Raw genomic sequence first — 20,714 nt, 5'->3', positions numbered from 1 at the left:
TCAATCGTCTGCCGGACCCCTAGATCCATATACTGACGAGCATATCAATCAGCTTGATGCCGGCGAATGGAACAGCGACTCCGCCCAGACCATAGATGACAATGTTGCGCGTCAGTAGTCTGGTCGAACTCATCGGCTTATAGGAGACCCCGCGCATAGCGAGCGGAATCAGCAGCGGGATGATAATCGCGTTGAAGATCAGCGCCGAAATAATAGCGGAGCTTGGGGACCCTAGACCCATGATGTTCAGGGCTTCCATCTCAGGAATTGCGAGCGTGAACATCGCCGGAATGATGGCGAAATACTTGGCAATATCGTTAGCGATGCTGAAGGTGGTCAGCGCCCCGCGCGTCATAAGGAGCTGCTTCCCGATGGCTACAACCTCGATGATCTTGGACGGATCAGAATCCAGATCCACCATATTGGCCGCTTCCTTGGCAGCAGTTGTCCCGCTGTTCATCGCCAGCCCCACATCGGCCTGGGCCAGCGCGGGAGCGTCGTTCGTTCCATCCCCGGTCATGGCGACCAGCTTGCCCTCGTTCTGCTCCCGGCGGATCACCGCAATTTTATCCTCCGGAGTACTCTCAGCTATAAAATCATCGACCCCGGCTTCACGGGCAATCGTGGCGGCGGTCAGCGGGTTATCCCCGGTACACATAATCGTCTTGATCCCCATGCTGCGCAGCTCGTCGAAGCGCTCCTTCATCCCGGGCTTAACGGTATCTTTCAGATAGATTAGCCCGAAGATCCGGTTATCTACAGCAACCGCGAGCGGAGTGCCGCCCAGCCGGGCGATAGCATCCGAGTTGCTGTCCAGATCGTTCGGTACGGCACCGCCTTGCGACAGCACCCACTTCTTCACGGAGTCGACCGCTCCCTTGCGCACAGAGCGTCCGTCCCGCAGATCCATCCCGCTCATCCGGGTCTCTGCCTTGAACTCAATGAACTCCCCGCCGTCCGCGAGGCTGCTGTCATACTGAAGCTCCAGCTTCTTCGCCAGCTCCAGGACAGAGCGTCCTTCGGGCGTCTCATCCTTCAGTGAGCTGACCGCCGCCCAGGCCGCCAGCTCGGCTACAGTTACTTCGCCTACCGCAACGAACTCACTGGCCATCCGGTTGCCGAAGGTAATCGTCCCCGTCTTATCCAGAATCATCGTGTTGATATCCCCGGCAGCTTCCACCGCCTTCCCAGACATCGCCAGGACGTTGAACTGCGTCACCCGGTCCATTCCCGCAATCCCGATAGCCGACAGCAGCCCGCCGATGGTGGTCGGAATCAGGCAGACGAGCAGTGCGATCATGACCGGAATCTCCAGCTTCACCCCGATATAATCCGCGATGGGACGCAGGGTGACTACGACAATCAAGAAAATAATCGTGAGGCTGATCAGCAGCGTGTTCAGAGCAATCTCATTCGGTGTCTTCTGGCGCTTCGCCCCTTCGACCAGCGAGATCATCCGGTCCAGGAACGATTCTCCCGGATCACTGGTGATCCGCACCTTGATCTGGTCGCTGACTACCCGGGTACCGCCGGTCACGGAGCCGAAGTCGCCTCCGGCTTCCTTAATGACCGGAGCCGACTCCCCGGTGATGGCCGATTCGTCCACAGAAGCCAGCCCCTCGATCACTTCCCCGTCGCCGGGAATCAGTTCACCCTGGCTGACGACTACGATATCGCCTTTGCGCAGCTCAGAGGCCGGCACCTGCTTGACCACTGATCCCGCCAGCTTATTGGCGGTGATGTCCTGCTTGGTTTTTTTGAGCGAATCGGCTTGTGCCTTGCCCCGGCCCTCCGCCAGCGCTTCTGCGAAGTTAGCAAACAGCACGGTAAACAGCAGGATGAAGAACACGGTAATATTGAAGCCTACCGCATGCTCCGCATGGAAATACCCCGGCGCCAGCACCATAAGCAATACGATAACCGTCCCAACCTCCACGACGAACATGACCGGATTCTTCATTAGCGTCACCGGGTTCAGCTTCACCAGACTATCCTTGGCAGCACTTAGCAGGATGGGACCCGTCAGCAGCTTCTTTCTGTGTACAGTACTCATTCTCGTCTCTCCCTCTCCCTACCGTAAAGTCAAATATTCTGCAACCGGACCGAGGACAATCACCGGCAGGAAGGTCAGCGCGCCGATAATCAGCACCGTACCGATCAGGATGCCGGTGAACAGGCCGTTGTCTGTGCGGAAGGTTCCAATGGTCTCCGGCACCGGCTTCTTGCGCAGCAGGGAACCGGCAACCGCCAGCATGGCGATCATTGAGACATACCGGCCCAGCAGCATGACCACACCGGTGGTGATATTCCAGAAGGAGGTATTATCCGCCAGCCCTTCGAAGCCCGAGCCGTTATTGGCCGCAGACGATACGTATTCATACAGCACCTGGGTCATTCCATGGAAGCCGGGGTTGCTGATACTTCCTTTACCGAGCTCCGTCAGAAAAGCCCCCGCCGTCGGCACCAGAATAATCAGCGGATGAATCAGAATCGCGATGGCGATCAGCTTCATCTCCCGCGCTTCAATCTTGCGGCCCAGGAACTCCGGCGTCCGGCCCACCATCAGCCCGCAGAGGAACACGCCGAGGATCGCATACATGAGCATATTGATCAGCCCGACCCCTTTGCCGCCGAACACGTTATTCAGCATCATGAGGGTCAGCGGGGTAATACTGCCAAGCGGCGTCAGCGTATCATGCATATTGTTCACACTGCCGGTGGTGGCCGCCGTTGTAACGGTGGTGAACAGCGCCGACTGTGCGATGCCGAACCGGACCTCTTTTCCCTCCATACTGCCCTGTGAAGCATCTATCCCCATGGCATTAATCGCCGGGTTGCCCGCCCTTTCCGCAGCGTAATTCACTCCCAGCAACACCACGAACAGCGTCATCATCGCACCAAAAATCATCCAGCCCTGCCGCTTGTTCCCGGCGAACTTCCCGTACATATACGGCAGAGACGCGGGCAGCAGCCACATGGATAGGATCTCCAGCACATTGCTCAGCGGACCCGGATTCTCAAAAGGATGGGCAGAGTTAGCTCCGAAGAAGCCCCCGCCGTTCGTCCCGATATGCTTAATGGACTCCAGGGAGGCCACCGGACCGATAGCAATCTGCTGGGTCTGCCCTTCAAGCGTGGTGACTTCCAGCGTAGGCTTCAGGGTCTGCGGCACATGAAGCGCTACAAGCGCCAGTGTTACAAGCAGTGCCAGTGGAATGAAGATCCGGATATGCGCTTTGACGAAGTCCTCGAAGAAGTTCCCCACCGAGCTGCGTCCCGTAATCCCTCTGACAAAAGCAACCGCGACCGAGAAGCCGCTGGCGGCCGAGGTGAACATCAGCATCGTCATGACCGCCATCTGTGAGAAGTAGGACACGCCGCTCTCCCCGCTGTAATGCTGGAGGTTCGTATTAGTCATGAAGCTGATTACCGTATTGAAGGTGAGCGTCTCTTCCATATTGCCGATCCCGTTCGGGTTGAGCGGAAGCCCCTTTTGCAGCCGCAGAAAGAGATAACTGAATACCACCAATACAATGTTCGTTACAATGAAGCTGAGCGCATATTTCTTCCAGGACATCCCGCCCCGCTGCTTCAGCCCGATCAGACGATAAATCCCTTTCTCCGCTGCGCCGAATACCCGGTCTGTCCGGTTCGGTTCATTCGAGAATACATGATATAGATAAGTGCCCACCGGCTTCACCAGCAGTACGAGTATTAAGATGACGACTACAATCTGCACAATCCCCACGGATGGCCCTCCTAAGTAGTTAGAATTTTTCAGGATGAATCAAAGCATAGCCCAAATACAGAAACAGCAGCACAGTAGCTGCGAGGACAACTGCCATTACTCCGTCCCCCCTTGCTCATCGGTCACACGGCTGCACCATTGTACAAACGCATAGAATACCGTGAATATCGCTGCCAGCATTGCCGTCATATACACATCCATCATCGTCTTTGCCACTCCTCACCTTAAGGTAATCTCTCTCTTGTAACTTCCGGTCTAGCGTATCATTTCTCCCATTAGTTCAGGGTAAGGGTTTCCTCAGGCGCATTAAGATTGTATTAAGACTTCAGAAGGAATGGTAAATCTCTTCACCCAGCACCCTGTTGACCGCCCCGATAAAAGCACCATAACCCCCGTCCGTTTCCATCCGGTGCGGGAGCGCCCAGGCAAGGATCACTTCCGTCTCCTGACGATCGAACTCGAAGCTGGTCACAAGCAGCTCACTGACCTCACGGGCCGAAGCCCCGCAGGCAAACTGGTATGCCGCAGCGTACACCCCGCTATTCTCATAGGTGCACTCTTGCAGCAGATCGATCCGGTCATAATGCCGCTTGATCAGCACCAGCAGCGCCGTCAGCACAGTCACCCATCCGATATTTCTCATCCACACATCCATCTCCATGCCTTCTCTCCAGTATGTTAACTTCAGAATTCAGCGTACCACTCCCGCCATTAGTTCAGGATTAGGGTTTGGTTCTACAGATTAAGATTACGTTAAAATACCGCCGGAACGTCAAAAAAAACCATGCCCGCACAGGCATGGTTAGGAACACTATGAAACACGCTATACGGCTTCCGTAAGCCGGTTCAAATCACTCGGCTGTCGTCTCCCGCCTGCAGCATCCGGTAGCCCACACCGATATGGGTCTGGATCACCTTGGGCTGGGAAGGGCTGCGCTCAATCTTCTTGCGGAGCGTAGCCATGAACACACGGAGCGCCGGAATATCATACGTAGGACTGCCCCAGATTTCATGCAGGATATAATTATGGGTCAGGACCTTGCCGACATTCTTCGCCAGCAGACACAGCAGCTTATATTCAATCGGCGTCAGGTGGATCTCATCATTGTCCAGCCAGACACAGCCCGCAGCATAGTCAATCCGCAGATTTCCGTTCGCAAAAAAGGCCGAATCCTTCATCAGCTTCTCGCTGTCCCCCCGGATTCGCCGCAGACTGACCCGCAGCCGGGCGAGCAGCTCCTCCACGCTGAAGGGCTTGGTCAGATAATCATCCGCTCCGGCATCCAGCGCTTCGATCTTGTCACGGTCCTCACTGCGGGCGCTGACCACAATGATCGGAAGGTTGGACCAGGCACGAATCTTCTTGATAATATCAACGCCGTCCATATCAGGCAGACCGAGATCCAGAATCATCAGATCCGGCTGACTGGATACGGCCTCCAGGATGGATGCCTCCCCCGTCTCTGCGGTATGGTATTTATAGCCCTGAGTCTCCAGAGTTGTGGTAATCAGCTTGCGGATCGGCTTGTCGTCTTCGACGACCAGAATCATGGGTTTATTCATGGACATTCACCTCCTCTGCCAGCAGGGTGAAGCGGAAGACCGTTCCCTGCGGTGCATGATCTTGTACTTCAATATGCCCGCCATGGGCATGAATAATTGATTTGCAGAGCGCAAGGCCCAGGCCCAGACCGCGCCTGCCATCTCCCCGCACATTGTCCGCCGTATAGAACATTTCGAACACCTTGGCCTTCGCTTCTGGGGATATTCCCGGCCCATCGTCAGCGACCTCGACCACTACTAGCCCCTTCTCCTGTCTGGCGGATAGGGTAATATGTGAACCCGACCCGCTGTACTTAATCGCATTATCCACCAGGTTGATGATCACCTGAATGATCAGCCGTGAATCCATCCGGGCCATCAGCAGTTCCTCTTCGAGCACCACCCGGATCACATGATCCTCCTTGTTGCGGTTCACATGCAGCAGCGCTTCCGCGATCACTTCCTCCAGCAGCTCCGCCTGAAAGTTCAAATGAAGCGCACCGTTATCAATCCGCGTAATCGACAGCAGATTCTCCACCAGATTGATCAGCCAGATCGAATCGTCATAAATATCGCTGTACAGCTCCTGCTTCTGCTCCTCACTCAGCACCGCCGAATTGCCGATCAGGATACCCGCGTTACCGGATATACTCGTAAGCGGCGTGCGCAGATCATGCGAGATGCCGCGCAGCAGATTGGCGCGCAGCTGTTCCTGCCGGATTTGCAGGGAGCTTTCTTTTTGCAGCTCATTCAGCTTGTCTTTCTCCAGCGCGAGGGCGCATTCGCCTAGCATGGCAATCATCAGACTTGACTCGAATACTTCCAGCGGCTCTTCCTGCTGCATCACAATACCTGCCACCGCAAACACTGTATCACCACTCCTTACCGCATGATACAGACATTGGGCCGCCGAGAAGGTATCGGTAGACGCTCCGGCCCGTTTATTGTTCCTCAGCACCCATTCCGCTACCTCGCGTTCCGCTTCCAGCTTAGCCTTTTGAGCGTCAATCGTACTTCCATCCTTGTTGTACAGCAGCGGCTCCGAGAGCCCATCGTCCACAACCTCATAGATGATGATGCTCCGGTCCAGCAGCTTGAGCATTTGCAGCGCGGTCTCGCTCAGAATGGCGGGCGTGTCTTTGGCCTGCTGCAGCTTCCGGCTGGTCTCCAGGAGCACCTCGGTGCGGTAGGCTTTTTGCGCCGATTCTCTGGCCTGCTCCTTCACCCGCAACGTCAACGTACTGGTGATGAACGAGGCGGCCAGCATGACGAGGAAGGTCACCGGATACCCCGAGTCATAGGCCTGAAGCGAGAAATATGGCTCAGTGAAAAAATAGTTAAAGACCAGCACGCTCAAAATCGATGTCACCGCGCTGTACAGCCGTCCTTTTGTAACCATCGCATCCAATAGAACACCCAGAATATAGACGGTGATAATGTTCGCTTCACTGAAGCCGAGCACCTTGAACCACAACCCGATGATCGTGCAGACCAGCAGAATCCCCAAAGTTTTGCCCGTATCAGCCAGGGTGAGAAGCGGAGGTCTGGCATATTGCGGAATTTTGGATTGCAAGGCAGACTCTTGATCCGGGATGATATAGATGTCGATATTCGGGGCAGCAGCCGTCAGTTTATCTACGAAACCCGAACCGACAGACCAGCGGCTGCGATTCTGCGACCGGCCCAGGATGATTTTGGAGACCCGGCTGGTTTTGGCATATTCGGCGATCTGTGCCGGCACATCCTCCCCGTAGACAGTGGCAACCTGCGCATTAAGCTGTTCGGCCAGCCGCAGATTCTCCCGCAGCTCCGACTTGTTCCTTGCCGTTAACTCTTTCGTTCGAGAGGTCTCCACGTAGAGAGCAGTGAATTCCCCCTGCAAATCTTCGGCCATTCTCGCCGCTGTGCGGATGACCTTCTTGTTGGATATTGCCGACGACAGGCAGACCAGGATATGTTCTCTGCTGTACAAGTTGGCTTCCACTACCCGTTCTCCTAACTTGCCCTCATAACGTTTGAATTGATCCGCCCTGTACCGTTGAGCCAATTCCCGCAAAGCGATCAGCTTCTGGGGAGTGTACAGATCACCGGCCTCCTGCCGGAGCTGCTCCGTGGAAAAGATTCGCCCCTCATGCAGACGCTTCAGCCAAATGTCCGGACTGATATCAATGAACTCGACCTGGTCCGCACGCTCGAACACACTGTCGGGAATACGCGCTGGCTCAGCCATTCCGGTCGTGGATGCTACAACATCGGTCATACTTTCCAGCTGTTCTATACTAACCGTAGTGTAGACATCTATTCCCGCGCGCAGCAGCTCCTCCATATCCTGAACCCGCCGCTTGTGGCGTACACCCGGAGCATTGATGTGGGCCAGCTCATCCAGTAAAATCAAGTCCGGCCTCCTGCGGATCGCCTGGTCCAGATCGAATTCCCGCCGGGTGGTCCCGTTTACAGGAATGTCCAGCGGCGGCAACAGCTCCAGTCCGTTAATAAGCTCCGCTATATCTGTTCTGTCATGGGCTTCAATGTAGCCCGCCAGCACCTGTTGGCCGTTTTTCTGCTCCACATGGGCAGCCTCCAGCATCGCCCGGGTCTTCCCTGCTCCCGGTACATAACCGAAGAATATTTTCAGCCGGCCCCGCCGTTTCTCTGCCGTAATCTGCCCTGTCATCCGAAGGTTTCCTTTCCTCTTATGAACCTCATGGTTCCATGGATTTCTCCCAGCCATTATACACTCTAGCGTCAGTATAGCATGTGCATTATCAGCATAGTATTACGGATTCCGCTGTAGCATTAAGATTGCATTAAGATTAGAGTAAGTCAATAAAGGGTTAATCAACATGCTTCCCGAATATAAGCTCAGAGCATAATTTTTACATACGAATCTAAGGAGATACTATGATGACCAATGAACAGAATAGCACACAAGGAACCATGGAAGTGATTTTGGCGAATGCAATCAAGCTTCCCGGAGTGCTGGTAGACCGGCGCGAATTCCTCGCTCAGCAGTTTGCCAAATACGATACTTATGGGAATATGCACACTATACTGGACAAAGGGCCGCTGGAAGCCGGAATCAGCCTGGCCGTGATTGATAAAATGGCGAAAACTTTAATTGAAAAACGAACCCTTCTGAGTACAGCAGCCTCTACAGCCGTTGGACTTCCAGGCGGATTGGCCATGGCTGCGACCATTCCGGCAGATACTCTGCAGTTTTTTGGCGTAGTCCTGCGATTGTCTCAAGAGCTGGCTTATCTGTATGGCCGCACAGACCTCTGGGAGGAAGATTCTACAGATTCAGAGCAAGTTACCCGGGAGCTGACTTTGTATCTGGGCGTCATGTTTGGAGTGGCTGGTTCAGCTTCCATGCTGAAGATGTTGACCGCGAAGATCTCTCAGCAGCTATTGAAGAAGCTTCCGCAGAAAGCTTTGACCCAGACCTTGTACTACCCTATTCTCAAGAAAATCTCTGCTTACATCGGAATTAAAATCACGAAAAAAACCTTCGCTCAAGGTGCGTCAAAGTTCGTACCGGTCCTCGGCGGGCTCCTCTCGGGCGGAATGACTTATTTCTCCATGAAACCGATGGGTAACCGTCTGCGTGAAGCCCTGTCGGCTGCCAGCAATGATTACTCGGAGGCACAGTTTGAGCAGGATTACGAGAAAGTGAAGCGTTCGGCGGAAGATGATGAGATTAACGTGATCGAAGGAGAATTCTTTGATTTGGGCTTTGACTCGAAGCAAGAACCGGTAACCTCATCTGCTGCGGGCAAAGAGAACTTCAGTGTGGCTGATGAACTGCTGAAATTCAAACAGCTGCTGGATATGGGCGCGATCACTCAAGAGGAATTTGACCGTAAAAAGTCGGAATTGTTGAACGGCTAATTTCCTGCAATTGTTCATGAATAGCTATGAGCCCTGTTTTAGGCAGCGTTCATAGCTATTTTTTAACATCACATTGCCCATACGCATTACTCCCCGCCGTAACCACTGTGCCATTCTTCTGTAGACCGAGCGTGTGGGTGCAGCCTGCCGCAATGGCAACAATATCCGTCCAGCCGCTTACCTCACATTGGCCGTAATCATTCCAGCCTGTAGCCGTCACCGTACCATCCCATTGAAGGCCTACCGTATGATGACTGCCAGCCGCGATGGCCTTAATCTTGCGCCAGCCGCCTACTTCACCTTGTCCGCGCTTATTCAGACCTGTAGCTTCTACTGTGCCGTCTGCTCTAAGACCGGTCGTATGAAGATAACCCGCTGCGATCATCGTCAGCTCCTGCCAGCCATTCACATTCCGCTGCCCATAGCGGTTGTTCCCCGCTGTAATAGCCGTACCATCGGCCTTGAGTCCAACTGTGTGCCAGTCTCCTGCGGTAACCGCAACGATATCCGACCAGCCACTGACTTCACATTGACCCTCGTTGTTTCTTCCCGCCGCGATGGCGGATAATGAGTCAGTATGCATATGGATGTTGCTCCTTTGGTTTCTTTTTCGCGTAAGGATCACATAATGGTATTGCTAGTATTGCAAAATATTTGTTACATTTCAACGCTCTTGTGAAGGGCATTCTCTATGGCCTTGAGATAGGCTTTGCTTGTAAGCGTGGCACCGCTGATGCTGTCTACCTGAAGCGATTGAGCCTGGATCACTCTGTCAAATAATTCATCTGCAGACACGGTAGACTGATTCTCCGCATGCTCCAGGAGCTGGATCGCTGTAACTTTGTGCGCCGTGACGGTAACTAGCACCTTATTCGCCCTCCATTTATACATTCCGCCAGCATATTCACCTGCAAACTCACCTGCATGCAGCTTGTTGAAGTTCACTTGATCAATCTCTACATTCCGCGCTTCACGGCGCTCTTTCTCTGTATAGAGCAAGGCCGCGCCTGAACCGATTAGTCCCACGAGAATCGCGGTTAGGCACAGCAGCAACAGGTTGCGTTTCCACTTCTTTTTCATGTTGACCCTCCTCTTAAACCCCTCGTCGTGAATGAATATATTTGTGTTCATTCATTATTAAGCGCGTTTAGCCATTCTTTTACCGATTCTGTCGAACAGATGCCCGGCCAAGCTCTTGACAGGACTGAGTGAGACCGGATAATAATACGCCGCTTCAAACCAGCCGTTAGCCCGGTAATGCCGGTAATCCTTCGACCGCTCATCCAGCATATGCTGAATACTGGTCCGGGACAGCCGGAACATCAGCAAGCGGAACAATGTGGGAGCCGGCGGTGCCGGACGCATCAGTCCTTTGTAGAAGCGGGCCGCAGACTTGCGGATTCTCACTGCATTTTTCTGCGCGGCTGCTGTGGTCACTGGCTCCATCGTACTAAGCACACACCCTTTGGTAACCTGGAAACCCAGATTCTCTCCCATACGGCTAAGATATTTGACAATCGCATTCCCGCCGTGAATCCCCTGATTGACGATCGACGTATAGGTCTTGCCGAAGAACTGGGGCCGATGGAACACATACGCCAGCCGGTCCAGCAGATTCTTCATCGATGCCGAGACATGGAACGCATAATTGGGAGTGGCCATAATAACGCCGTCGGAAAGCTCCATCTTCCCGATCAGCACATCCCGGTCATCTTTGAGCGGACAATATTCTTCGCCCTTACTGAAACAGGTTTTGCAGCCCCGGCAGAACTTCAGCCTATAGTCCTTGAGGAAAATGTATTCAAACTCAATCTCCCCGTAGGTTCGGAGCTGTGCTTCAAACTCACGGACCGCTCTGTACGTATTGTTCTTTTGCTGATTGCCGATGATTGCGATGACCTTCTTCATGATAGTCCCTCCAGAATAGAATACAAAATAGTGGTTCTCTTGATACCTGCCCAGATTATGAATGAATATTTATTTATTCATTCATAACGTATATTAACATAGATATGCGCTGTTGTCTGTACGGACACGGCTTGATTTTGAACGATTGGTGAAGAGCTTCCGGGCCAAAAGAAAGAAGCCACAAGCAGCAATCTGCTCATGGCCTCCTGATCCTTGTATTCTAAACGTTTTTCACCGCCACGAGCCTCTTGTGAAAGCTATGGACCCGTCATAGTCAACATATACATTTTTGATATTAGGATGACTCAAATAATCAGTCACAGTGTAAAACAGCGGAATAACTGCCATTTGATTCATGAGCAGCTGTTCGGCCGTGGCATAGATCTGCATACGCGTGCCGGGGTCGGCCGCCTGCCGGGCTTGCTGCATATAACGGTCATACGCTGTATTGCTCCACCCTGTATCATTGGAGACATTCTGTGAACTGAACAGCTCCAGCATCGAGGCCGGATCATTGAAATCAGCGCTCCATCCCGCTCTTGCTATAGCATAGTTCTGATGTATACGATTATCCAGCAGTTCCTCGAAACTTTGGATTTCTACACTTGCTTCAATGCCTAAGTTCTTTTGCCAGTCCTTGATCACTTTACTTGCGATAACGTCATGATTGATATATTCATTCACAATAATAGTGAAGCTGGGGAACTTGGTGAGTCCCGCTTCTCTCATGCCTTCCTTCAGTAATTGCTTGGCCGCCGCCACATCCTCATGAAAGTACATCTTGTCCGACATCTCTGTGCGGAAATTCAACTGGGTCCCATGAATACTTGGCGGCACAAATCCAAACGCCGGATTGCCGTAACGCAAGGCTTCACGGTCAATCGCCATCGCCAATGCCTGGCGGATCTTCAGATTGTCAAACGGCGGCTTAGTCAGATTGAATTGATAAAAATAGGTGGAAGCATACGGCCCTTCATGCAGGTCGCGGTAAGATGCGCTATCTAAAGATGTATAATCCACTGATTCCACCCCTCCGCCTCCAACCCAGTCAACCTCCTTGTCCATATAAGCGACTGTCGGATTCTCAGGCAGCAGCAGACGTACCTCCGGCAGCTTAATTTCTTGGGCCGCATAATAAGCAGGGTTTTTAACTATAGAAATCTCATTATTCTTCCATGTCTTGAGCTTGAAGGGACCATTGGTTACCATAGACTTAAGGTCTGTTGCCCATTGGTTGTTGGCCTTCGCAGTCTTAGCGTACACCGGATAATAGATGCTCTCTGCGAGCAGTTGGATGAAATAGGAGGTTTTCTCCTTTAATGTGACCTGTAGTGTGGTGTTATTCAATGCCTTTACGCCGATTTTGGAGGTATCCTTCAGAAGTCCCTCGTTGTAGTTCTGCGCATTATTAATCATGTACATATTAAAAGCGTAGACATTCTTGGCTTCCGGAGCCAGCGCCCGCTTCCAGGCATACTCGAAGTCCGAGGCCAGCACCTGCTGCCCGTTGCTCCATTTCGCATCCCCGCGAAGCGCAAAGGTATACGTTCTGCCATCCTTCGAGAGGGTCCATGATTTTGCTATTGCCGGAACGGCCTGACCAGCCGCATTCAACCGGACCAGTCCTTCAAATAACCCTTTGAGAACTGTCACTGTGCTGTCATCCGCAGCTGCTGCCGGATCAAGCTGATCAGGAAGACTTCCCAGACCGATACGCAATACCTTATTAGCTTGTGCAGCAGATGAAGTACCTGCCCCTCCCGTGAGCGTTACACTCATCATTAAACCTACTGCCAAAATGATATAAAGCAACCTTTTCATCAACGTTTCCCCTTTGTAAAGTCATTATGTACTTAATGAATAGAATAACATGCAGAGATGCTGTAATGCTGTCGCAAAAAATCGAAAGCAAATATGAAATTACTATGAAAAGATTACACAAAAAGAGGAGCCACTTAGGCCCCTCCCCTGTCTATCTCTAGGCTACTGAATCAACAGCCCAAACCCGCTCTGAATATAATACAAGCTTGGATACGCAATATTGCTGGTCGTCAGGTTGTTGAAGGTCGCCGAGCCGTTGCCGGTATACGTGTAGATTGCCGCTCCCTTATGGGCGCGGGAGAATCGTGAAGTGGTTACTCCATCGAGGCCGGTGCCGTTAATGTTAATGTTGTTAAATACGATACCCGAGAAGCCGCCGCCGTAGCCGAACTGGATCGCATCGCGCTGGGTGTTGATGATGTCGATGTTGGTGAAGGTAACGTTCTTGATCGGATCACTCGAAGCTTCAAGGTCAATTGCACCGCGTTCCCCGTCATACAAGTCACGGCTGGTGCCGCTGTTAATAATCGTCGTATCCGAGAAAATCATCCCCGTATTGCTGTTGAAATGCGCCCCCGGGAAGGTCGTGTTCAGCCGGATACCGGAGCCGCCCACCGTGTCGATAATGTAGTTGTGATCCGCCTTGTGACCGCTGCCCCCGAAGATACCGATAGCGCCGGCCCGCCAGTTATTCTCAATCGTATTGTACGAAAAAGTGTTATTCACCCCATCCGGCGCCCCGAACGTATTGCTCGGCCAGACGGCCAGTCCGTCGTCCCCGTTATTGCGCACATTGGTATTGCGGACAGTAGAATTGCTGGTCCCTTGGGAGAAGTTGATGCCGTCCGCCAGATTGTTGCGGATGCGGCTGTTCTCTACAAGCAGATTGTTCGCAAAAATCGCCGGCGTCCGCGCATAATCCCCCACCCACATGCCGCACTCAAAATGCTCAATCCATACGTCATGGATGACCGAATTGTTGCCGAAGTTATCCATCAGGCCTTTATAGATGGCATTCTGATTGTACCGGGATCTCAGATTCGAGTTCATATAGACATTGCTGAAATCCAGCTTGCCTTGAACGCGGAAGGAGATTCCTCCCCCGGCTACATTCGGATTGGTGAATTGCAGATTGGTGTGCCAATAGCCCGCACCGGTGACCGTGAAGTTGTTGATCATGTTGCTGACCGAGCCAATGACCCACATGCTGCTCAGATTAAAAGTTCCAGCCGGAATATATAGAGATTTCCCGCTGGTGACAGCGGCTGTAACCGCACTGTTGAAGGCGGCCAGGTCGTCCTGTCCGTCTCCTGCCACTGCGCCGTAATCGGTGACCGACACTGAGTTGGCCGGACGGGCAATGGCTGCCGGTACAGGTTCAATCTCCAGGAAATCCACCCCGTATTCAAGGCTGTCTTCGTTGTTCTTCTGAATACGGATCGTGTCACCGGGCTGAAGTGGTGTATCCATCTTCCAATGAACTTCATCGAACCGGAATAGCGGACGTCCAGCACTTGGAGCATCACCAGGTTGGTCGCCGGAGAAGTACTGCCAGGAGTAATAGGAGGTGAGCGGAATCGTTTTGGCCTTGGTTCCATTCACGTATACGTCAAGCGCACCGGTAAGACCCATTCCGTCTGCCGAATCCGGCATCGTGAATCTCATGGTGACTCCGGCACCGCCTTGCCCCGCTCTCACTGTCCACTGTGCATAAGCTCCGTTAGACGGCAGGGCCACATAGTTCTGACCCGAAGCCTCGGAGGCAATCAGTGCCTGATCGAAATTCGGTGCGGATCTCAGCGCCGCCGAGCCTCCGCGGGTTGCGTCCTGTGTATCGTACCGGCTGTACGGAACACTTGCGCCGCGCAAAGCATATACAACCAGGTTCACAGTGTTCACATTATTGGCCTGCTTGGTTGTCACCTCATTGGCATCTGCGGCAATGGTTGTAGTGACCGTATAATTGCCGTTCACTGCACTCCATGTGCCGGCAAGCGACACATTGACAGAAGCCCCGGCAGCAATCACGCCACTGTATGAACCCGTGAAGGTCTGCACTGTCGAGCCTGCGGCGTTCTTCAGGGCTACTGTGATGCCATGGGCACCGCCTGCGGAAGCAACATTGCCCTGATTCTTGACATTAACTGTGAAAGATACATTGTTTCCCGCAGCCGGTGTCCCCGGTGACCAGGAAGTCGTCCCGACAAGGTCGGAGCTGGAGACTGGAGCAATTACCAGCGGCGAAGAATTCGTATAGCTGTTGTTGCTTTCGTTCTGCTCAATAATCTGGCCCGCCTCATCTACCTTGGCACTGAGCGGATAAGTACCAGCTGTTAGCGTCCCTGCATTGTAGGAGACGGATGCCGAAGCTCCTGCTGCCAACGCCGCTACTGGAGCCGAACCCGCCAGCTCGTCGTTCAGATAGAAATTGATAGTCGTCGCTGCGGCTGCGGCTGTACCGCTGTTCTTCACCACAGCATTCAGGGTCACCGCGCTGGTCTCCACCGGAGAAGCAGGAGTCCAGCTCATACCAGTAATCGTCAGATCCGGGTTCGCTGCCGGTGTGCCGTATACCTGGAATTCGGCAATTTGTCCTCCGGGCGCACCGGAGTTGGCGGCGATAGCAAGCTGAAGCCGCTTAACGGTTGCTGTCACGGGGATGGTCACCGTGTTGCCTGATGCCGGATTGAAGGTATAGTTCTGGGCGGCAACCAGATTGCTGAAGGTTGTTGAATTCTGATTGTGTCCCAGGACTTGAATATTCTGCGTCCGGGTTGCCCATTCGACAGCCGGATTCAGCTTCAGCACAATGGAAGTGATATTATGATTGGCTCCAAGGTCAAGCGTAAGGGTGCTGGGATTCCCGCTGCCTTCCCAGTAAGTAGCCGTGTTGTTATCGTTGGCATTACCGGCAATGAAATTCTGTGTGCTGGAGGAGGCGCTGATCGCCTTACCAATGGCGATGTTCCCTCCAGGGGACACCGTTGGTGTAGGCACCGGTGTTGCTGTCGGTGCTGGTGTTGGTGCGGAAGTTGGTGCCACAGTAGCTGTAGGGGCCGGGGTAGTTACCGGCGTTGGCGTTGGTGTAGGGGCAGTTGTTGGAGCTACTGTAGATGTAGGTACAGGTGTAGCAATGATTGCAGATGCTACCGTAATTAGATCCAAATTAACGTTGCCCGTATCCCCCGCATCGTATTTGTAAGCAATGCTATTACTGCCAGCATTCAGCGGGAGGGCTTCAGCCTTCGTGCTCCAGGTGTCCCAGTTCGCCAGGTTCGGCAAGGTGGTCTGGCGCTGCTTAACTCCGTTCACGTAGATACTGATCGTCTTGTCGCTTCCGCTTGCATTGGCATATTTCAGCGTAACGTTCCGTGTACCCGCCGCAGGCACATTTACCGTGAAGGTGGTTGCCGGACCTTGGACCAGATAGTTGTCAACGAAGCCTGTGCCGGAGTATCCGGCATGGTCCGTATTCACTTTTGCGCCCCCGGAGAGTGTAGCGTCTTCTGCTTCATAGGTACCTGCTGGAACAGGTGATGCAGTAGGTCCCGCTGTAGGCACAGAAGTTGGGATGCTTGCTCCGTAGATTTCAAGCTCGGACAATTGGCCCGCAGGCCATGCCGTATTCGTGCTGAACAGCAGACGGACATAACGCATGCTGGCAGCGGTGAAGCTCACCGTGACACTGTTGTTCGCCACCGCAGGGTTGAAGATATATGCGGCCGAAGCAACGATATCCGTGAAGGTAGAGCCGTTCGTACTTCCCTGAACAGCCAGTGTCTGCGTCCGCGCCTCCCAGTTGACTGGTAACTTCAATACAAGCTGGTCAATACTGGTGAGCGTACCCAGATCGACCTGAATCCACCCAGGAAAAGCATCATTTGCGCTCTCCCAATACGTATTCTGATTACTGTCCTTAACGTTATCCGGCGTATAATTCTGGGATTGCCCGCTGGCGGTAATGGTTTTGTTAAGTGCAAGATTCGGTCCGCCCGCTGCCGACGAACGGGTAAGCGGTCCAGCCGCCATGAAGAGCGTGGAGATGAGCAGCGTAACTACAAGTGACCATGTAACATACTTGTCGCGCATTCTATTCCTCCTTAATCTGATGTGGAACGACACACAGTGATATTCACAGCCCTCTAATGATAGCGATTACAACGATTACAAAATCGAAGAATAACTCAGCACACCCTCCCCTCTCTGCAATACACACTCATTATAGGTTTAATGCAGAGCACTCTTTAATAGCTATTTCTACGGAAAAGATAGGTGATTCTATGAAACTGATCATTGAGCATGATGGATAAGAAATTAAAATTTCATTAGGCACTGGGGGTGATCTATCTCATTTACCCGTCATACACATAGAGGATAAAAAAGACCACAACACGGGCGGCTAGCTCGCATTGTGGCATTGTTGGTTGTATTGTGCGATCTTGTTAGGGGAGTTGTAAATTTGCTCACATAAAATATTTTGTTGTAAACAGTGAAAAGCTAACCTTTAGTATAAATTATCAAAGAAATCGTTAAAACTATTAGATAAAAAATACATGTTGTCCATTTCTTCATCTGGTTCCATATCATGCATCCAGAAATATATTTTTCCAAAGTATTCCTTACTAACCCCTATACAAATCTCATTTCCTCCTGGATCACTGCCGATTGAAATAAATCCTTCAGGTAATTCACCATCTAAAAACTCAAACACTTTCGCCAAGTTTCCTTTCATATCACCGATTCCGTAAAATTTATTTACTACACTTTCACCCTCTACATCAGAAATCTTAAAAGTTGATGCTTCAGGATACCCTCCATTATATTTAAGTAAAAAATCAATATACTGCTCAGGAAGACTAAGAACATATTGACCTTCAAATTCACGAATTTCATTTATATTTATTTTCTCGTTAGTTCGATCCATATTCGCCATAATTACACTCCTTGTCTATTTTTTCCATTCACTGCAGACTGACCTCCAATATGTCTAAATTCTCTATGAATGTCTTCATCAACAAGAATCATTGTCTTTCCATCTTCATGGTGATGCCACGTGTAACCTTCGGGAGGCTTATTAATTGCTGGCACCGGTGGATCAGAATCCTTATTAAGACCTGCTTCTAGATTTGCCTTTTTGAAATCTTCTTGAGGATTTTTTGGTACAGTAACATCAATTGTTTGTGGTTTAACAGTAGGGTGAAAATATGGTGAAAAATCAGGATATCCATTGGGATAACTTACTGATTGTCCCTCTTTATTAGTATAAGTCCACGTTCCCTTCTCATCAATCGAGATTTTACCACCTTTGTTCAACCATTTCTCAGGCATAGGAGAATTCATAGGTTTGGTTTCAATTATTTCTTTAGTGAAATCTGACAGTTCTAATCTACCTGTCTTTTTCCCTGTCCCCTCAACCCCACCCTCCACCCCATCCATAAACCGCTGCTGCACCGGCGTCTTTGGCAAGGCTGGAGTATCGGGGATCTCCCCTATCTTGAAAACAAACCCTTCCGGCGTCTGCACCACCGGACCCAGATTCGGAAGCTTCTGCCTAATCCCTTGCAGGGCATCCTTCGCCGCTTGGCTGACGGCGTCTTCTACCTCGCCTAGGACTTTCCCCACTTTGCCTGCTTTGGTGACCTGGAATCCGGGGACCAGAATCGACGCAACCGAGCCCAGCATTTTCGCTTTCTCTTCCGGAGTGCCCTCATCAAATTGATGATACGCCATCTTCGCCGCTTCCACCAGCACTTCGGGATGGTCAATCAGATATTGCGCTTGCTGCTTCATTTTTGTGGTGGTTTTGACCGGGTCCACAACTAGCTTGAAGGCAAAGGTTGCCGTATCCGCCACGCCCATGACGATCTCTTTCACCAATCCTTCGGTAAAAGCCAGCACTACATCTCCTGATTGACGGACCTTGCTCTCCCATTTCGTGAGGCCGTACGTGTTATCCAGCCACCCCAGATAACTGGTGTACATGGGGGTGAGATATTCATTCGGCACATAGACTTTCGCTTGATAAAAGTCCCACGTAGTCTCATTTTCCTTGTTGTCTGCGGTAATTAGCGTGCCGTCCGGCAGCGTGAGCGGCGGCCCGTTCAACCGCCGCTCCGCTTCGATCTGCTCTTGAACCTGCTTAAAAGCCGCTGCGATCTGAATTTCCTGCCGCTTCGCCGCAAGCTGACTCCGCGCATATGCTCCGGCGGCGGTTTTCTCCATCGCCAGCCGCAAAAGCAGTAAATATTCTTCGTTATGTAGTAAGGGGACCTTGTCCACCGTAATCGACGGATCATACTCACAGGCGGTAACTGCTGGTTGCTTGTAATGGGCGCTTAGATCCTTGCCGGATTCATAATAGATCTCGGCTACGCCTAGAGAAGCCAGCTTCTGCCGGGCTTCTTCGGCCTTCGCATGAACAGCCTCCATCTGCGCCTGATTGCCGAACGCCTGATACACCTTGAAGGCCATCTGAGCCTTGGCGATCTGATTCCGCGCCGCGAAGATATCGTTCAGTTTACTTTGTGCAGCTATACTCTCTACGGTCAAGAGGCCCGAGGTTTGAATAACATTCCTGAGCTGCTGCACCACCGGGTCCCTGCTGAGTTCATCTTTTCCCGATAAAGCGGCAATCGAAGTGATGAGATTCGTCGCACTTCGCTGCACAAATTCAGGGATGGAGATCCGTCCGGCTGCTGGTTGCAGCCCCAAGCTTCCAAAAGCCGCGAGCAGCAGATTAAATTGGCCTGTCAGCTTGTCTGCCTGCCGCTTATTCTCTTCCTGTAGCTCCGATACGCCTCTTAGGGCGACCCGGATAATATCCTCTAACTTCTCCGCTTCTACGGTTAATTCATTAATCAGGACCTGAGCACTGACAAGATGGTCGCCCATGGGAATGCCGCCCCAGCTACTGGACTGGCCCTTCAATTGAAGATATAACCGGTTGGTGTCCTGACTCACCTGGCCAATCTTCGACTGTAGGCGCCTGACTTCATCTTCGTTAAATACAAGCTTCGTGGAAGACACTATGATCCCTGCTTCCTTCTCCAGAATGGATTCCAATGTACAATATTAGGATTCAATATATATCCATTATTGATATACATATCCCTTTATTATCGGATTTATTTTCCATTAAGTTTATAGAAGTGAATTCTTCATAGTGCCCGTATTTCCACAGCAATCAGATATGTAAGTCTCGAATATACCATGCATCGCAGGCATAGTGCTCTGAACCGGCCAGCGGGCCGTCCATCCGGCTGAACCCGTGCTTGATATAGAAACGGCCAGCGGCCTGCATCGTCAGCAGCGTCTCCAGGTAACACTTGCGGTAATGTTGCTTAGCGAAGGCAAGCGCCGTATCCAGCAGCTTTGCTGCAACGCCTTGGCTGCGGATGGCTGCGGACAGGTACATTTTCTGCAATTCACAGATCTGCCGTGCTTCGTCAAAAGCCGCAATCCCGCAGCCGCCCAGCACCTGCCCATCCACTTCAACAATCCAATAAGCCCGGTTTGCTGCGCTATTATAATAGGTATATAAGTCTTGCAGGCTGTCATCTGCCCAAGCCAAGCCTTTGCGGTTGCCGCCGAATTCAATCAGGCATTCCCGGATAATCCCCTCAATGGCTGCATTATCCCTGCGCTCAATGGGACGGATGGTAATCATATGGTAGTCCTCCTTTTACCCTCTATCTTCTTCGTTTCCTGCTTCAATATCTAGATAATCTATCATATCATTACCTCGTGATCGCTGTCACACACTAGCAATGGCTAGGCTCCCCCTCCAGTCGGCTCCTTCCCGCTGAAC

The 20,714-nt window shown here is 51.9% G+C and carries 14 protein-coding genes and 1 pseudogene; 1 reads left to right on the top strand and 14 read right to left on the bottom strand.

Going from position 1 to position 20,714, the window contains the following annotated elements; all coding sequences use genetic code 11:
• Positions 1–19 precede the first annotated feature (19 nt).
• The 6 genes from kdpB to MKY86_RS14080 form a co-directional block, all read right to left on the bottom strand.
• Entirely contained in the window at positions 20–2,053 is a 2,034-nt protein-coding gene (kdpB, locus tag MKY86_RS14100) for a potassium-transporting ATPase subunit KdpB (RefSeq protein ID WP_076075679.1), read from the bottom strand.
• Between the two features lie 18 nt (positions 2,054–2,071).
• Entirely contained in the window at positions 2,072–3,748 is a 1,677-nt protein-coding gene (gene kdpA / locus MKY86_RS14095) for a potassium-transporting ATPase subunit KdpA (protein ID WP_076075681.1), read from the bottom strand.
• Between the two features lie 19 nt (positions 3,749–3,767).
• Positions 3,768–3,845 carry a potassium-transporting ATPase subunit F gene (locus MKY86_RS34150; protein WP_076075801.1) on the bottom strand — a complete coding sequence of 26 codons (78 nt, stop codon included), beginning with the start codon at positions 3,843–3,845 and terminating at the stop codon, positions 3,768–3,770.
• A gap of 228 nt (positions 3,846–4,073) precedes the next feature.
• Positions 4,074–4,409: a hypothetical protein gene (locus MKY86_RS14090; protein ID WP_083684500.1), complete on the bottom strand. Its 336-nt coding sequence runs from the start codon at positions 4,407–4,409 to the stop codon at positions 4,074–4,076.
• 185 nt (positions 4,410–4,594) lie between these two features.
• On the bottom strand, positions 4,595–5,311 hold the full coding sequence (locus MKY86_RS14085) for a response regulator (RefSeq protein WP_076075684.1): 717 nt from the start codon (positions 5,309–5,311) through the stop codon (positions 4,595–4,597).
• Positions 5,304–7,964 carry a sensor histidine kinase gene (locus MKY86_RS14080; RefSeq protein WP_076075701.1) on the bottom strand — a complete coding sequence of 887 codons (2,661 nt, stop codon included), beginning with the start codon at positions 7,962–7,964 and terminating at the stop codon, positions 5,304–5,306. Before MKY86_RS14080 ends, MKY86_RS14085 begins: the two co-directional genes overlap by 8 nt.
• Positions 7,965–8,191: 227 nt before the next feature.
• Here MKY86_RS14080 and MKY86_RS14075 point away from each other — a divergent pair, with 227 nt between their 5' ends.
• Positions 8,192–9,178, top strand: a complete 987-nt coding sequence (locus MKY86_RS14075; RefSeq protein WP_340827034.1) for an SHOCT domain-containing protein — start codon at positions 8,192–8,194, stop codon at positions 9,176–9,178.
• A gap of 55 nt (positions 9,179–9,233) precedes the next feature.
• Here the strand turns inward: MKY86_RS14075 and MKY86_RS14070 are convergent.
• From MKY86_RS14070 to MKY86_RS14035, 8 genes and pseudogenes are all read right to left on the bottom strand, one after another.
• Positions 9,234–9,743, bottom strand: a pseudogene (locus MKY86_RS14070) (RCC1 domain-containing protein); the annotation flags it as partial.
• A 92-nt stretch (positions 9,744–9,835) separates the two neighbouring features.
• Positions 9,836–10,258: an FMN-binding protein gene (locus tag MKY86_RS14065; RefSeq protein ID WP_076075709.1), complete on the bottom strand. Its 423-nt coding sequence runs from the start codon at positions 10,256–10,258 to the stop codon at positions 9,836–9,838.
• 57 nt (positions 10,259–10,315) lie between these two features.
• Positions 10,316–11,086 carry a flavodoxin family protein gene (locus MKY86_RS14060; RefSeq protein WP_076075712.1) on the bottom strand — a complete coding sequence of 257 codons (771 nt, stop codon included), beginning with the start codon at positions 11,084–11,086 and terminating at the stop codon, positions 10,316–10,318.
• Between the two features lie 231 nt (positions 11,087–11,317).
• Positions 11,318–12,907 (bottom strand): peptide ABC transporter substrate-binding protein, encoded by a 1,590-nt coding sequence (locus MKY86_RS14055; protein WP_076075714.1) that lies wholly within the window; start codon positions 12,905–12,907, stop codon positions 11,318–11,320.
• A gap of 162 nt (positions 12,908–13,069) precedes the next feature.
• Positions 13,070–16,996 carry a CARDB domain-containing protein gene (locus MKY86_RS14050; RefSeq protein ID WP_076075717.1) on the bottom strand — a complete coding sequence of 1,309 codons (3,927 nt, stop codon included), beginning with the start codon at positions 16,994–16,996 and terminating at the stop codon, positions 13,070–13,072.
• A gap of 415 nt (positions 16,997–17,411) precedes the next feature.
• Positions 17,412–17,840 carry an SMI1/KNR4 family protein gene (locus tag MKY86_RS14045; protein WP_076075719.1) on the bottom strand — a complete coding sequence of 143 codons (429 nt, stop codon included), beginning with the start codon at positions 17,838–17,840 and terminating at the stop codon, positions 17,412–17,414.
• A 2-nt stretch (positions 17,841–17,842) separates the two neighbouring features.
• Positions 17,843–19,933 (bottom strand): HNH endonuclease, encoded by a 2,091-nt coding sequence (locus tag MKY86_RS14040; protein ID WP_340827030.1) that lies wholly within the window; start codon positions 19,931–19,933, stop codon positions 17,843–17,845.
• A 157-nt stretch (positions 19,934–20,090) separates the two neighbouring features.
• On the bottom strand, positions 20,091–20,573 hold the full coding sequence (locus MKY86_RS14035; RefSeq protein WP_340827029.1) for a GNAT family N-acetyltransferase: 483 nt from the start codon (positions 20,571–20,573) through the stop codon (positions 20,091–20,093).
• Between the last annotated feature and the right edge of the window lie 141 nt (positions 20,574–20,714).

Origin of the sequence: Paenibacillus sp. FSL R7-0333 (genome assembly GCF_038000365.1) — a bacterium.
GTDB classification, from domain to species: domain Bacteria; phylum Bacillota; class Bacilli; order Paenibacillales; family Paenibacillaceae; genus Paenibacillus_AQ; species Paenibacillus_AQ silagei.
This window is presented reverse-complemented; position numbering and strand designations above follow the sequence as displayed.